Source organism: Paenibacillus sp. Y412MC10 (assembly GCF_000024685.1).
Taxonomy (GTDB): Bacteria; Bacillota; Bacilli; order Paenibacillales; family Paenibacillaceae; genus Paenibacillus_AQ; species Paenibacillus_AQ lautus_A.
Genome location: NC_013406.1, coordinates 5671257 through 5686293 on the forward strand (window position 1 = coordinate 5671257; position 15037 = coordinate 5686293).

General features: G+C 53.1%; 12 protein-coding genes. 3 read left to right on the plus strand and 9 right to left on the minus strand.

Translation table 11 applies throughout. The features are described 5' to 3' along the window. Positions 1–44: 44 nt before the first annotated feature. Positions 45–1085: a FecCD family ABC transporter permease gene (locus tag GYMC10_RS24770; protein WP_015737052.1), complete on the plus strand. Its 1041-nt coding sequence runs from the start codon at positions 45–47 to the stop codon at positions 1083–1085. 2 nt (positions 1086–1087) lie between these two features. Then, complete coding sequence (locus tag GYMC10_RS24775; protein WP_015737053.1) at positions 1088–2092, plus strand: FecCD family ABC transporter permease; 1005 nt, start codon at positions 1088–1090, stop codon at positions 2090–2092. Between the two features lie 141 nt (positions 2093–2233). Here GYMC10_RS24775 and GYMC10_RS24780 read toward each other — a convergent pair whose 3' ends face one another. The 3 genes from GYMC10_RS24780 to GYMC10_RS24790 form a co-directional block, all read right to left on the minus strand. After that, entirely contained in the window at positions 2234–4723 is a 2490-nt protein-coding gene (locus GYMC10_RS24780) for an FtsX-like permease family protein (RefSeq protein WP_015737054.1), read from the minus strand. After that, positions 4720–5478 carry an ABC transporter ATP-binding protein gene (locus GYMC10_RS24785; protein WP_015737055.1) on the minus strand — a complete coding sequence of 253 codons (759 nt, stop codon included), beginning with the start codon at positions 5476–5478 and terminating at the stop codon, positions 4720–4722. Before GYMC10_RS24785 ends, GYMC10_RS24780 begins: the two co-directional genes overlap by 4 nt. 191 nt (positions 5479–5669) lie before the next feature. Continuing rightward, positions 5670–6719: a 2,3-butanediol dehydrogenase gene (locus GYMC10_RS24790; RefSeq protein WP_015737056.1), complete on the minus strand. Its 1050-nt coding sequence runs from the start codon at positions 6717–6719 to the stop codon at positions 5670–5672. 328 nt (positions 6720–7047) lie between these two features. On the opposite strand from GYMC10_RS24790, the gene GYMC10_RS24795 reads away from it, so the two are divergent. Further along, positions 7048–8076 carry a LacI family DNA-binding transcriptional regulator gene (locus GYMC10_RS24795; protein ID WP_015737057.1) on the plus strand — a complete coding sequence of 343 codons (1029 nt, stop codon included), beginning with the start codon at positions 7048–7050 and terminating at the stop codon, positions 8074–8076. A gap of 74 nt (positions 8077–8150) precedes the next feature. On the opposite strand, the gene GYMC10_RS24800 is transcribed toward GYMC10_RS24795, so the two are convergent. From GYMC10_RS24800 to GYMC10_RS24825, 6 genes are all read right to left on the minus strand, one after another. Next, on the minus strand, positions 8151–8669 hold the full coding sequence (locus GYMC10_RS24800) for a DinB family protein (protein WP_015737058.1): 519 nt from the start codon (positions 8667–8669) through the stop codon (positions 8151–8153). Positions 8670–8907: 238 nt separating this feature from the next. After that, entirely contained in the window at positions 8908–10221 is a 1314-nt protein-coding gene (locus GYMC10_RS24805) for a 6-phospho-beta-glucosidase (RefSeq protein WP_015737059.1), read from the minus strand. Continuing rightward, a complete protein-coding gene (locus tag GYMC10_RS24810; RefSeq protein WP_015737060.1) occupies positions 10206–11198 on the minus strand; it encodes an N-acetylglucosamine kinase in 993 nt (330 codons plus the stop codon). Before GYMC10_RS24810 ends, GYMC10_RS24805 begins: the two co-directional genes overlap by 16 nt. Positions 11199–11303: 105 nt before the next feature. Further along, the gene (locus GYMC10_RS24815; protein ID WP_015737061.1) at positions 11304–12971 is read right to left on the minus strand and encodes an ABC transporter substrate-binding protein; all 1668 of its coding nucleotides are present in this window, start codon (positions 12969–12971) and stop codon (positions 11304–11306) included. Between the two features lie 73 nt (positions 12972–13044). Beyond that, on the minus strand, positions 13045–13938 hold the full coding sequence (locus GYMC10_RS24820) for a carbohydrate ABC transporter permease (protein WP_015737062.1): 894 nt from the start codon (positions 13936–13938) through the stop codon (positions 13045–13047). A 22-nt stretch (positions 13939–13960) separates the two neighbouring features. Beyond that, positions 13961–14914, minus strand: coding sequence for an ABC transporter permease (locus tag GYMC10_RS24825; protein ID WP_015737063.1), 954 nt, complete (start codon positions 14912–14914; stop codon positions 13961–13963). Positions 14915–15037: the final 123 nt, after the last annotated feature.

The window sequence follows — 15037 nt, forward strand, 5'->3', positions numbered from 1 at the left end:
TACGTTATTTCAATATTTTTATCAACATAAAGGTTTAGGTGAACATGCAGGCAAATCATCCCAATCACAAAACAACCGCAAAATCCATTTACCGTCCCAAAACAGCGGCGGCCGTCATTCTCCTGGGGCTTGGTCTGCTGGCTGCCGCGATGGCATCTTCGATTATCTATGGCGCGTCGAACATTAAACTGTCCACCATATGGGAGGCGTTTGTCCGCTTCGATGCCGATTCCACCCCGCACCAGATTATCCAGAGACTTCGAATGCCAAGAGCCTTGGCGGCTGCGCTAATCGGCGGTTCCTTGGCCGTATCGGGGGCCATCATGCAGGGCATGACAAGGAATGCGCTCGCCTCCCCTTCCATTATGGGCGTCACCGCCGGTGCCTCCTTCATGATGTCGATCGGGTTTGCCTTTATGGAGTCGCCATCCATTACTGCGCTCATGCTGTTATCTTTTGCAGGCGCCGGCCTGGGGGCTGGGCTTGTGCTGCTGATCGGCTCGTTATCCAAACGGGGATTGACGCCTGTCAAGCTGGCCTTGGCCGGGTCAGCCGTTACCGCGCTGCTGAGCTCGATATCCTCGGCCATTGCCATCCGCTTTAACGTTGCCAAGGATATCAGCTTCTGGTATGCCGGTGGCGTGTCGGGCGTGCAATGGGTGAACGTGAAACTTCTGATCCCCGTCGCCATCGTCGGGCTGTTGATTGCGCTGGCGCTCAGCAGATCCATTACCGTCATGAGCCTGGGCGAGGAAGTCGCTACCGGGCTTGGCCAAAAAACGGGAACCGTCAAGTTCCTGGGCACGCTCGTTGTGCTGCTCCTGACAGGCGCAGCGGTGGCTGTAGGCGGAACGATCGGATTCGTGGGGCTTGTCATCCCGCATATCGTCCGCTTCATCGTCGGACCCGACTATCGGCTGATCATCCCTTGCTCCGCCGTCATGGGAGCACTTCTGCTGGTGTTTGCCGATGTGGGTGCGCGGATGATCAATCCTCCGTTCGAGACGCCGGTCGGCGCAATTACGGCGATGATCGGCGTTCCCTTCTTCCTCTATCTTGCACGGCGCGAAGGGAGAGGGCTGTAACGATGAATACAACGAGAAAAATCATCTCCGTCTCCTTGATTCTGCTGCTGGCTATCATTGCCGTATTCCTGGTCAGCCTGAATATGGGAACGATGAAAATCCCGCTGGCCGAAGTGGTCAAAGCGTTCAACGGGACAGGTTCCGAACAGAATTATACCGTCCTGATGCACTTTCGCCTGCCCCGCATGGTCATTGCCATCCTGATCGGTGCGGGAATCGCCGTCTCCGGCGCCATACTGCAAAGCGTTTCGCGAAACGCGCTGGCAGACCCGGGCATTCTGGGCATCAACTCCGGGGCAGGATTGGCCGTCGTACTGTATATTTTTTATTTTCAAGGAAGCTCGTTCAGTTCCGGCATATGGTCCGTCTATATCATGCCTTTTGCCGCGCTAGTCGGTGCATTTCTTGCCGCCTTCCTCATCTATTCGCTGGCCTGGAAGCAAGGCGTCACGCCGATCCGGCTGGTGCTTGTGGGGATCGGCATCAACGCGGCCTTCGGGGCGCTGATTATCGTATTCCAGCTGATGATGGACCCTAACAATTTCATGCAGGCCACCATCTGGCTGTCCGGCAGCATCTGGGGGGCAAGCTGGGAGTATGTCGTTGCGATCCTTCCGTGGATCCTGTTCCTGGTTCCTTGGGCCGTATATAAATCGCAAAATTTGAATGTGCTTAACCTCGGAGACCACACGGCAGCGGGGCTTGGGGTTACGGTCGAGCGCGAGCGAAGAACGCTGCTGTTCATCTCCGTTGCCCTGGCGGGCGCCTGCGTCGCCGTTGGCGGCGGCATCGCATTCCTCGGACTCGTAGCGCCGCATTTGGCACGCAAGCTGGTGGGGCCCCGTCATCAGGGAATGCTGCCTGTCTCCGCGCTTCTCGGCTCACTGGTGCTGCTTGTGGCCGATATGATCGGCAAGAACCTGATGGCCCCTTCCGAAATCCCGGTCGGCTTGGTCGTTTCCTGTCTCGGGGCGCCTTACTTTATCTATTTGCTGATCAAGGATTAAATTGAAATGGTTTAACAAAAAAGACGGCGATCGCCTTCCTGTCCATGCAGGAGGAAATCGCCGTTCTTTTGTATCATGCGTCAGAGCTTGAATATTAAATTGCCTGTGTGACCTACTCCCAGCCAATTGCTGGTACAACCGCTATACGTGGCTATGATTCAGCTCGGACGCAACCTTTTTGTTCGCAAGGCTCCTGGCATATGGAATGAATACGGCTAACGCCAGAGTCAGCATGATTCCCATGATCGCAATTACGAATGTTGCATGAATATGGACAGGTGCCGGGTCAATCAGCCTAAATGCATACAGCAGAACGATCCCGAGCGAAATCCCCACAATCATGCCGATACATAGGTACAGCAGCACCTGCGATAGAATGATCTGAACAAGACCCTTTTTGTCCACGGAAATGGCCCGTAATACCGCAAATTCTTTACGCTTACTATAGATGTTGTTAATCAGGGAATTAAATACGCCGATGGTAACACTTAGCATAATCACAATGATAGCACTTAGGAAAAAGGACCATACCCGCGTGTACATATTGCTTGAATTCTCCAAAGCTTGGGCGTAACTGCTGATATTGACCGTTGGAAACTGCCCCTTGATACCTTGCAGCTGCTTCAAGGCCGCATGCTCATTCTCCGGCGTTACATAAGCGGTTCCGAATACCGTAAACTTCGTATGGAAGGCGCTATTCGACCAGTCGATGTACATATCCGCCTGTTGGAATGGCTCCGTAATGGCCGCTACCGTCAATGTTCCGGCATTTTTGAAGTTCTCCGGATCCTCTTCTTGGTATACCGACAAAGCAATCGTGTCGCCGATGCTTAGCGCATGTTCGTCAGCGTAATGGTTGGATACGATAACGGCATTCCCTACCTCCGAAATTTTCGGCAGCAGCCGCTGAGCCGCCAACGCGTCCAAATCAGCCAACGCATAGTCGATAACCCTATCGTCTTGTCCCTGTTTGGCAGGGCTTAATCTGCTGACAGTGCTGACTTCCTGTATCCCCTCCAATTCCGAAATCCGCTGCTTTAATTGTTCTGGGTCAATCGATGACGAGTTCTCCAGCCGGTCGACTACCTGAATATCCGCGGCATACTGCGTCTTAATATAATTCCGTTCGTTATGCTGTATCGTATTCAGAAGAGACGAGCCGATGACGGCAATCATCATGGCAAGGCTGATCGTCAGAATAACGAAGGTGTTTTTCTTGACCTGCGGCACAAGATTTTTGACAGCAACATAAGAAACTCGCCCCCCTAGCAGCTTCAACACAGGCGACACCTTAGCCAACACACCGGGAAGGTATACGGGAACCATCGTAAACACGGACCATACGAACAATAGAAATCCCATTAAAAAGCTTAACTCCGCGTTAGCTGAAGGCGTACCCGAGAATGCGATCCCAAAGAGGATGAAAAACAGGCAGGCCGCCATCAGCACTTTCCCTAATGTTTTTCGTCCCTTCCGCCCTTTAAAATCGGTATTCTGGTTCATCTCCAGCATCTTAAGCGGCAGTATCTTGGTGCTTCTGTAAGCAGGAATCAACATAAATAACTCCAGGATGATAAAGCTTGCCACCGCTACCATCGTCGCAACTCCAACATCAAAACGGCTATCCGTCAGCGGAACCAGAAACAGTCCGGATATCCATGGGATAATGTAAGTGTAACCTAGTAGGGATACCAGCAAGCCGCTCAGAACACCGAGCCCATTCGTAACCGTGCATTGGATGAACACCATCTTAAACAACTGTTCGGTTTGCGCGCCCATAGACCTGAGAACGGCGAATTGGAAGCGGTATTTATGCAGCATGCCTTCGAAATTGGACACGATCAACAGGGAGATGACCATAACAATCAGGACCGAGATGACCAGGATGTAATTGCCCAAGATAGACAAGCCCGCCTTCAACGTTGAATTCTGCGCGGCAATTTCGATCGTTAGCCCGGGCTCCAGCTCTTGTAATTGCTCACTCAGAACCAGCAGGTCGGTATCATCCGCCGCCTGCACCATCACATAACTTGACACCGCATCATGCTGGGCTCCTGCAGCCTTAATCTGCCTGACTTCCTCCCGGTTCATAAGCAGCAGATCCGATGTGGTACCTGCAGCGGCAACCGGATCGCCAATGATCTCCGTGACTGTGTACGCTTTCCCTTCAACCTTCATCCGACTGCCCACCCGCAGCTGTAACTCCTCTGCAAGCGACTCGTTCAGAATCAACTCCTCGCGTCCCGGATATGCTGTGAAATGATATCGGCTCATCGACAACGCATCATCCTCAATACCGGCAACGGCTACAGGTGCAGCAAAATCATTAACGAACATCTGGGACAGCATGACCGGAGATGCCTGTCGTACCCCGCCTGTGGACTGCATTAAATCCATAATGCGTTGATTTGATGTCTCATGATCCACTTCGTTAGTGTATCCCACCACCATATCGACATCGCCATACTGCAACTTCACTTCGTGGTCTATGGAACGGTTGGCATTCGCCATGAATGAAGACATCGTGATCATCAGAAACACGGCCAAACTTATGCTAATCACGGAAAAGGACAGAATCGACTTGTTACGGGCCAGTATACGAAGGGCCATGCCTCGTAGAGAATGAATCATGCGGATAACTCCATCATCTTCTTGAATATGTTCAATATCGGATCCATCTTTCGCTCTCCGCTGCTCTCATACTGATCCACGATTTGACCGTCATGGAAAAATAACACCCGATCGGCATAAACCGCTACATTCGGATCATGCGTTACTATAATCATGCTTTGATTGAAGGCGCTTCTCATCTCCACCAAAGCTTCAAGAATTTCCTTTGAGGTATTGTAATCCAGATTGCCGGTAGGCTCGTCTGCCAGCAGCAGCGGCGGATTCGTAATCAGCGCCCGGCCGATGGCTACCCGCTGCTGCTGTCCCCCGGACAGCTGAACTGGCCGCTTCTTCCTCCAGCTCGCAAGTCCAAGCAGAGTGAGCATGTCCTGGACTTTGTGCTGAATCTCCGCCTCCGATGCCCCTTGCAAGATCAAGGGAATCGCCATGTTCTCTTCTACGCTTAAATCATTCAATAAATGAAAAGATTGAAATACAAAACCGATATTTTCTCGTCGGTAGCGGGTTGCATGAGGTTCCGCGAAGATATGGTCCATGACCTCTCCCTTTAACTCGATGCTGCCTGAGCTCGGGGTGTCCAAGGAGCTGATAATGTTAAGCAGGGTGCTTTTTCCGGAGCCGCTGGTTCCCATAATCGCCACCAATTCGCCCTCCGCCAGCCCAAACGAAACATTCTTTAGCGCTTGAACTTTAAATCCGTCTCCATCATAGGTCTTGTGGATATTGCGAACCGATAACAAACTCTTCTGATTCATCCAATCCCTCCACTCGATTTATTTGTCTATACCTGGATAAAATACTCTATGAGTATATCAGATTTGGTTATATATGTAATCTCATGGAATCCATGGAATGCAATTGACTAGTTTGATATCTTATTAGCATAAACATCCAAAGAAAAAAAGACCGCGTTACGCGGTCTTTCATAAGCCATGCAGCTGCGATATTAGTGAGCGCTTACCAGGATCTTCACCTGGTTTTTCTCTTTGAGCAGAGCCTCAAAGCCCTGGTCGATAACCTCATCCAGTTTGATCCGCTGGGTGACCAGCTTATCCGCCGGGAAGAAGCCTTTTTCCATCAGGCTGATCACAGCCGGGAATACGTCGCGGTAGCCGATGATTCCGGTAATGTTACGTTCCTTCATCACGATGTCATTCGGCACGATCGGAGCGGAGGTTTCGAAGATGCTGACAATCATAATCTGTCCGCCGATCTTCGTCGAGTTGATCGCTTGGGTAAGAACCGGCGGAACCCCGGTCACCTCGAATGCCACATCGACTCCGGCACCTGTACGGCGATGAAGCTCTTCTACCACATCGCAGGCCTTCGGATCAATGACGATAGCCCCCAATTCCTCGGCTTTCTGCTTGCGTTCCGGGGACAGCTCCACGGCGTAAATCTCGGATGCTCCCGCCGCCTTCAATGCTTCGATGACAAGCAGGCCGATCGGCCCGGCACCGAATACGACCGCCCGATCCCCAGCCTTTAACTGGCTTTGGCGCACGGCGTACAGCGCGACTGCCGAAGGTTCCACCAGAGCTCCCTGTTCATAAGAAACGCTGTCCGGGATTTTATGAACCATGTGCTCATCCGCGGCGACATATTCGGAGAAACCGCCACCGCCGCCGGCGAGCCCGAGAAAGCCCATTTTGTCGCACAGATTGTATTTCCCTTGTCTGCAAGCTTCGCATGATCCGCATGCAAAGACAGGCTCTACAACCACGCGGTCGCCAGCCTTGAATTTCGTAACGCCTTCGCCAACCTCTACAACCTGGCCGGAAAACTCATGTCCCATAACCACCGGAGCCTGTTCTCCGGTAAGGGCGTGAGGCGTATTCTCAGGTATAAATATAGGCCCGGCCACGTATTCATGCAGATCACTGCCACAAATCCCGCACCACTCGACCTTGATTTTCACTTTTCCGTTCGTAGCTTGCGGCTCCGCGATCGTCTCCAAACGCAGGTCCTTTACTCCATGCCAGCGCAATGCTTGCATCGTCTTCATCTCCTTATAGGTTCGAAAAAATAAAAATGAAATAGGAAACGTTTCCGAAATCAAATATGTCACAGTTTTGACAATCTGTCAAACCCGTTCCACGAAAATGTATGAAATGTCATGGACAACTACAGACTGCCGTTCCCCTGCCATTGCCATGGAAATGCAGCGATTGATGCAGCATCGCTTGCTTGATCCAGTTGTTCCCCTGCGAATCCCGTGATGGAGAGACGAGCTTAATGTTATAATATAGTTAATGGCTCCAATCCCATCTTATATTCGCACATACACAGGAAACGTTTCCGATATAGAGAGGAATTTATCGAATATGGTGAACCCCAAAAAAGTAACGATCGAAGATGTCGCCAAACAAGCGGGCGTCGGTATCGCAACCGTGTCCCGAGCCATCAACGACAGCAAGGGCATCAGCCCGAAAACGAAAGCGCGGATCATGCAGGTGATCGAGGAAATCGGCTTCAGTCCGGATACCTCCGCTCAAAGCCTGAAGGTCCGCCAGACGAATCAAATCGCTCTCGCGGTGCCCGACATCCGGAATGCGATCATCCCGGAAATCGCCTGGTCGGTCGAACAGACCGCCAAACAGCACGGCTATCGGGTCGTTCAGATCAATACGGCCGGGAACGCACGGAACGAGCTGGAAATCGTGAGGGATATCAAAAAGCTGCACGTGGACGGCCTGATTATCATGCCGCTGGCCTATCCCAAAACGCTTGGCGACCTCATTAACAAATCGAGCCTCCCCGTCTCCATCATTAATTACGGAAAACAACTGGGTGAAGAGTATAGAGCCGATATCGTCGGCCTCGCACGCCAGGAGGGCAGGCTTGTCATGGAGCATCTGCTGAAAATCGGGCGAAGCCGAATCGCCTATGCCGGTGCGCCAAAGGATAAAATCGAAGAGCGCTATTGGGCTTATGAACAGTCGCTGCAGAAAGTCGATCCGTCCCTTGTCTATTTCGGGGAGGACTTCTCGTTTGAGACAGGGGTTCGCGCGGCGGACTATTTCTATGGCCTGAGGCATATGCCGGACGCCATCTACGCGGTTAACGATATGGTTGCCATCGGCATCGTCAACCGTTTTAAGGAACTGAAGGTTCGGGTTCCCGACGATGTGGCGGTCGTCGGCATCGATAACAATGCATGGACCACCGTCACGACGCCGCAGATCAGTTCGGTGTCCATCATGGGCGATGAAGTAGCCCGGCTTGCGACGGAATTGCTGCTGAAGCGGCTTCGCGAGCAAAAGACCGGCCAATACGAGCGCGTGCAATTCGAGCCGCGGCTTATCGTCAGGGAATCGAGCGTGTCCGTGATCCGAAACGCAACAACCGACTAGGCGTGATTCGGACCCATAAAGAAGAGCCCGGAACGCGATGTTCCGGGCTCTTTTCCATTTTGAATCATGAACGCTTAATGGCTTAACGTATACAAATAATAGCCATAGTCGGTAGGCGTGCCGGGATGTCCGATTTGCCGGAGCATGGCTGTTACGTTCCCCCGATGATAGGTCCCGTGATTAATTATATGCTGGATATAATCCAGGCAGCTGGCTCTAAAATCTCCGGACGGATAGATGGCGTCCAGATTCTCGTGCTGTTCGATAAACAACCGGAAGCGCGCCGCCAGATCGTCCATTAGCTGGCCCAGTTCTTCGATGCGCTTGCCTTCCGTTTCCGCAACCAACCGAGCAATCGAATCCTTCAGACTCTCCAAGTACGCAGGCGACATTTCCGTGACTCCGCCCGCGTTAAAGAACGACAGCCAGCCGGAATCAATGACATAGATGTGCACCATCGTGTCATAAATGGATGGAAAGACGCTGACAATCTCCTTGCGGTATGCCTCTTCCGAAAGCCCCTGCAAATATTCGCAAACCTTCCGGTTTGCCCATACGTGGTAATCGTACTGCTGTAAGATCCATGTTTTCAAATCGTTGTTCCCCTTTTCATAGGCGGGGAAGCACGCAGTTTAAGGGCAATTATGCGCTAATCCCCATATAAGTTTGCCCGTGAACGATTGTTGTTTTCATCTCGAACGCCTCCTGAAATTAACTTAATCCCATTCTAGCATATATGACGTTTCCCAGATGGAACAAAATCACGGCAGGCTGCATGGACGCTTGAAAAATGATATGCGTTACAATAATTTGTCGGCTTCATTTGGCTTCCTAGCCCTTGTCCTTTTGGAAAAATCGCGGCAAAAACGAACGGTTCCGCTCCAGCATCTCATCCAGCATCGCTTCCGCGGCACCAACGGAATCGATGAGCGGATGCGCGCTGAGCGCTAGCAGCGCCTTCTCCCTGCTTCCCGTGACCGCCGCCTCGATGGCCAGGCTCTCGTAGGTCTTCACGGCTTGGATCAGGCCGATCGCCGCAACCGGCACTCGCTCGACAGGTACCGGCACCGCGCCATTCTTCGTCACGACGCAGTTCACCTCGATACTGGCATCGGCCGGCAGGAAGTCCAGCGTGTCACCGTTCATTACGTTCAATGTTTGAATCTCCCCGCTATCCGTATGAATGGCCTTCATCAGATTGACAGCCGCCTCGGAGTAATAAGCGCCGCCGCGCTGCTCAAGCTGCTGCGGCTTTTCCGCAAGTTCCGGCCGCTTGTAAATCTCAAACAGCTCGTCCTCAAGACGCTGGACCGTCTCGGCTCTTGTCTCTCCTCTGGCCGCGGCAGCCTGCTGCTCCTCCAGCATCTCGCGGTGGAGATAATAATATTTCAAATAATAGGACGGAATCGCGCCCATCGCCCGAATCAGCGTATCGTTCCAGGCAAGCTGCGGCACGTTGCGAGCTGAGTAGCTCCCTCCCGTTGCCAGCAGCTCTTCCAGCTTCGACACTCCATCGACCACGATCCGGCTGATCCAGTGCAGATGATTCAATCCGGCAAACTCGCAGTAGATTCGCTCGACCGGCACCTCGTAAAGCCCGGACAACCACTTGTAAGCGGCGATGGGGGAGTTGCACAAGCCGATGGAGCGGATGCCGGAGTGCTTCATGACGGCTTCCGTTACCATCCCGGCAGGATTGGTGAAATTCAGCAGCCAGGCATCCGGACATAATGCCTCCATGTCCTTGCATATATCCAATAGCACAGGTATCGTCCGCAGAGCCTTCATCATGCCGCCTGCTCCTGTCGTTTCCTGTCCGAGCATCCCGTATTTCAGGGGGATCGTTTCGTCCCAGCCTCTGGCCTCCAGCAGTCCGACTCGCATCTGAGTCGATACATAATGGGCATTCCTCAGTGCTTCCTGGCGGTCCAAGGTCAACGTAATGCGAATCGGCAATCCGCTTTGCTCAATCATCCGCTGGGCCAGACCGCCTACAATTTCGAGCTTACGGCGGCCTTCCGGGATATCCACGAGGACGATGTCCGTCACCGGAAACGACTCATAATGACGGATGAAACCTTCAATCAGCTCGGGGGTATACGAGGATCCGCCCCCGATAACAGCAACCTTCAATCCAGTGCCCATTCCACATTCCTCTCCTTCACGGCAAGCTCATGCTGCAATTGTTCATACACGGCCGTGCCAGGAACCACGCCGTTCTCATCCATTGCGAGCAGGACGGCACCCGCTGCGGGCTCAAGGGCCAATATACGCACCCGGCTATTCGGGGCTGCCGCAAGAACCTGAGACTCGATATACGGAACGACATAATCCCTTTCTCCCCGGGTCAGGACGCTACCGGCCAGCACGACATCGAAGGCGTCATTTCCCATGCCGAGCTTACGAATCACCGCGCTGGCGACCTTCCCCAGCTCCATGCCTTGCCTTTCCAATATCTCTCTTGCAGCTTCATCGGCGGGTGCGGCTTGAAACAGCAGTCTCGCCAGTGTATGCGGCGCCCTTCTGCCCTCGTCCAAAAATCGATGAAACATCTCTTCCACGCTGCCGAACCTAAGCGCATCCAGCGTGAGCGGCGTCAATGAAGTCGGCTTCTCGCGGCCCTCCCAGGAACGAACGACCGTCCGAAACACCTCAACGGCCAGGTCAGCGCCTCCGCCGAAATCGCCGAACGCATAACCGAATCCTCCGATCTGAATCTCCTCGCCTGCCGAATTGACGCCATAACCGTTCGTCCCGCTTCCGCATATAAGGACAACGCCGTCCCTCTGTCTTGTGCCGGCTCTCATGGCAATGACGGTATCGCAGGCGATATGGTGTTTCTTGAAGCCCATGGCGCCGATCATGGGCCGCAAAATGCGGAAATCCGCCTCGCGGTCGGCTCCCGCCAGCCCGAACGACGCGCAGGCGATGTCTTCTCGCCCGAGTCCCGCCTGCCCAAGCGCCTCTTCAACGGCCTGCCTGATGCTTGCTTCCGCACGCGCTGCGCCAAGCTGATGGTTGCCGCAGCCGCCCATTCCCTTTCCAGCGATTCGTCCTGTCCCGTCCGCCACGACTGCCAGCGTCTTGCTTCCTCCGCCGTCGACTCCCAAGTAGTAATTCAAGTATGATCTCTCCTATGATGCCCGGCTCATAAAGCCGTCCTGCCCAGCGAATGCCAGCGCATATTCCGCTAGCCCCTGAAGGAATGGACGGCTTCGCCGCGACGTTTATTTCGATGCTTTCATCTTCTGCTTATTCTCCTGCCATTTTGCTGTTTTGTACTGTAATAGCTTGTCGTAACCCGCTTTTTGCGCATCTGCCTCTGCCTTATCCAGAAGCGAGAGCACTTCCTGATCCGAGGAGGCCGAGCTGATCGCCTTGGCTCTGGCCTGCTCATAAATTTCGAACACGCGCTGCGCAATTATGCCCTCCTCGGAATCGCCTGCCGGATCGAGGTTGACGTACTCCGTCGTGTTCATCTGCGTCTTCCAGGTAATCTCCGATTGCCAATACGTTTCAAAGTTCCGCTTCTCCGGCGGCAGCGTGGATTCGAATTTCATCTTGGAATTGTCGACATACACCGTGTTGCCGTTCCACTGGAAGTTCACCGTGGCGTTCATCAACTCATCGCGCCCCTTCGCATCGCTGGTGAATTTATCGGTGAACAGCGGCATGTCCTCTTCGTCCGTCCCGTCCCAGTACAAGCCTTCAGGTCCCCACATGATCGTCCGCTGGCCCTCGGGACCGGTGAACCAATCCAGGAATGCAAAGATAGCTTCCGGATCTTTCGCCGCTTGCGTGATGACGCTGACATTCCAGCCTAGCTGCTTGTAATCGCCCGGGAAAATCTTGTCGCGATCCAATCCTTCCTTGTGTACCGGCCATATCATGATGTAACCGGCATCCGGGTCCTGCGCCTTCAGCAAATTGTTGCCCTTGGAACCGAACTCGGTCGGGCTGGAGGCTACATAAACCGCTACGTTGCCGCTCAGAATCTTCTGCTCGACTTGCTCCAGCTTCTGCGTGAAGGCATCCTGCGTAATGAGTTTCTCGCGGTACAATCGGCTCATGTATTGAAGCAGCTCGCGATAAACGGGATCCGTAAACAGCGACACGAGTTGATCCCCCTGAGGTACAGCGATCATACTGTTGAACGTATACGGGCGGTTCTCGGCAAAAGCAGATACCATGATGTCCACGCCCGCTGCCGATTGGCCAACCTCAAGAGGAACGACATCCGGATACTTTGCCTTCACTTGCTTCAAATAGGCGTACAGATCATCCGGCGTTTCCAGTTTTGGCGATCCAAGCTCCTCGTATATCTTTTTATTGACGAGATAGCCGGCATTGCCGTTCGGCTGCGTTGTATACCAGTTCGGGAATTGATAAAGCTTTCCGTCCGGCGAGCGAAGCAAATCAAGTGTGGACTCCCCGGCCCATTTTTTCAGATTCGGGTATTTATCCAGATAATCGTCGAACGGCACCAGCATGCCCTCGGCACGCAGCTTCTCGACCTCCGCGCCCCGTTCCATCCATATGACATCCGGCAGCTCCCCCGACACGATCATCGTACTGAGCTTGTTCTTGGCAACGCCGCCGGAGCTGACCGGAACCACGTTGACCTTCTTGTTCTCCTGGATCCACTTGGTTGCAAGATCCGCGCCCCAATCCGGCATCGTATACCAGTCATAGTGGCCATAGAACGAGAATTCCAGCGGCTTCTCTCCCAGCACAAAGGTATCCTCTCCGGCTGGTTTCTCATTGTTTTGCGAGCTTGGGCCTTCCTTCTCCGGGCTTGCGGCATTCCCTCCCGAACCCGAACATCCCGTTAAAGCCATAATGATGACAAGCGTGACTGACCATGCGGATAGAAGCCTTTTTCCCCTTTTTTTCATTCCAAGTGCTCCCTTCATGATTCATCTATGGTCAAAGCTGCCGCTTCAAACCCTTGGCAAGATGGCTGGTGAATTACTCCTTCAAAGAACCGATTAATACGCCCTTCACAAAATACTTCTGAACGAACGGGTATACGCACAGGATCGGGACGGTTGCCACCATCATGGTCGCCATGGACAAGGACTTGGTCGTAACGGCCTTCATCGCGCTCATCCGGCCCTGCGCCGCGGCATCCATGTTCTGCATCTGTTCCATCATGATATTGGCATTGAGGATCTGCTGAAGCTTCGTCTGTATCGGCAGCAGATCCGTGTTGGATATGTAAATGCTTGGCGCAAACCAATCATTCCAATGATACACGGCCGTGAACAACGACAGCGTCGCAATGACCGGTCCCGATAGCGGAAGCACGATTCGGAAGAATACGCCCCAGTTCGAGGAACCGTCGATATGGGCCGACTCCTCAAGGCCGGGCGGAATGCCCTTAAAGAACGTCCGGAATATAATCATATTCCACACGCTGATGATGCCTGGTACGACCATAACCCAGAACGAATTCATCAGGCCCAGCTCCCGAATAAGCAAATAATTCGGAATGAGTCCGCCGCTGAAGTACATCGTCACGATGCAGGTGATCATATAAAAATTCCGGCCCATCAACTCGCGTTTGGATATGCCATAAGCGAATATGGCGGTTGCTACAATGGAGAGAAAAGTACCGGTCACCGTACGGAGCACCGAGATGACGAACCCGTCAATGAGGCGTTCGTCCTTGAACACTACGCGGTAATTCTCCAGCGTGAATTCGCGCGGCCAGAACGTAATGCCGCCCTGCATCGTGTCGGTCCCCGAGTTAAACGAGATGACGGCAGCGTTCCAGAATGGGTACAGCGCGATAAATGCCAGCAATGCCAAAGAGCCGTAGATGAACCCAACGAATACCCGATCTCCGTTTGACAGCCTCATATGCATCTCCCCCCTTTCTGCCCTACCATAGGCTGTTCCCCGACCGTCGGGCCCAGTAGTTGGCTCCGGCCAACAACAATACGCTGATGATCGCCTTGAATAGACCTGCCGCCGTTGCGTAGGAGAATCGGCTGTTCTGAATGCCAATCCGGTAGACGTACGTGTCCAGCACGTCGCTGACATCCCGCAATACCGGATTGCCCGCCAGAAGCAAAATGTCCTCAAAACCGGCATTCAGGAAGTTGCCGATCGCCAAAATCGAGAACACGACGATGATCGGCATGATGGATGGAATGGTGATGGAGATAATCTGTTTCAGACGGCTCGCGCCGTCAATCGAAGCCGCTTCATACAACTGGGGATTGATGCCCGCGATGGCCGCCAAGTACACAATGGAGGAGAAGCCGATCTCCTTCCACACATTCGTTACCGTCAGGATGCTCCAGAAGTACTTCGGCTCCGACAGAAAATTGATCGGTTCATCGATCAGGCTCAGCTTCTGCAGCAGAATGTTCAGACTGCCGTTATCCGTCGATAGAATCGATATCGCAAAACCGGAGACGATGACCCATGACAAAAAATGGGGCAGATAACTGATCGTCTGGACGATCCGTTTGAAGGAACGCCTCCCTACTTCATTAAGCATCAACGCAAGCAGGATGGGTGCCGGGAACCCGATACACAGCTTCAGCAGGCTGATGACCAGGGTGTTCCGCATAATGGTCCAGAACTCCGGCGCTTCAAAGAACATTTCAAAATGCTTGAAGCCGACCCAGGGACTGTTCAGAAACCCCTTGAACAAACTGTAGTCCTGGAATGCCATGAGCACTCCGTACATGGGAATGTAGCTGAAGACCAGAATGAACATCATGGCCGGAAGCACCATCAGCTGTATATCCCATTGCTTCAGAAAGCGGCGCAAGCGCCCTTTCTTCACAGGTGTCTCCGCCCTGCTGTCGATCCCGATTTGCGGCATTGGCATCTCCCCCTTTTTATTTTGTGTTAGGTTTATTGACACATTCTTGAGATGCTTGCCACTTTATTGTATCGCCTGACCAGGCTCATTTCTCTGCTAAAACAAGCAAAAACCAGCACTATT

What these genes read in the sequence shown, in the direction of transcription:
- GYMC10_RS24770 (WP_015737052.1), top strand. Translation starts at nt 45, where the DNA reads ATGCAGGCAAATCATCCCAATCACAAAACAACCGCAAAATCCATTTAC.
- GYMC10_RS24775 (WP_015737053.1), top strand. Translation starts at nt 1,088, where the DNA reads ATGAATACAACGAGAAAAATCATCTCCGTCTCCTTGATTCTGCTGCTG.
- GYMC10_RS24780 (WP_015737054.1), bottom strand. Translation starts at nt 4,723, where the DNA reads ATGATTCATTCTCTACGAGGCATGGCCCTTCGTATACTGGCCCGTAAC.
- GYMC10_RS24785 (WP_015737055.1), bottom strand. Translation starts at nt 5,478, where the DNA reads ATGAATCAGAAGAGTTTGTTATCGGTTCGCAATATCCACAAGACCTAT.
- GYMC10_RS24790 (WP_015737056.1), bottom strand. Translation starts at nt 6,719, where the DNA reads ATGCAAGCATTGCGCTGGCATGGAGTAAAGGACCTGCGTTTGGAGACG.
- GYMC10_RS24795 (WP_015737057.1), top strand. Translation starts at nt 7,048, where the DNA reads ATGGTGAACCCCAAAAAAGTAACGATCGAAGATGTCGCCAAACAAGCG.
- GYMC10_RS24805 (WP_015737059.1), bottom strand. Translation starts at nt 10,221, where the DNA reads ATGGGCACTGGATTGAAGGTTGCTGTTATCGGGGGCGGATCCTCGTAT.
- GYMC10_RS24815 (WP_015737061.1), bottom strand. Translation starts at nt 12,971, where the DNA reads ATGAAAAAAAGGGGAAAAAGGCTTCTATCCGCATGGTCAGTCACGCTT.
- GYMC10_RS24820 (WP_015737062.1), bottom strand. Translation starts at nt 13,938, where the DNA reads ATGAGGCTGTCAAACGGAGATCGGGTATTCGTTGGGTTCATCTACGGC.
- GYMC10_RS24825 (WP_015737063.1), bottom strand. Translation starts at nt 14,914, where the DNA reads ATGCCGCAAATCGGGATCGACAGCAGGGCGGAGACACCTGTGAAGAAA.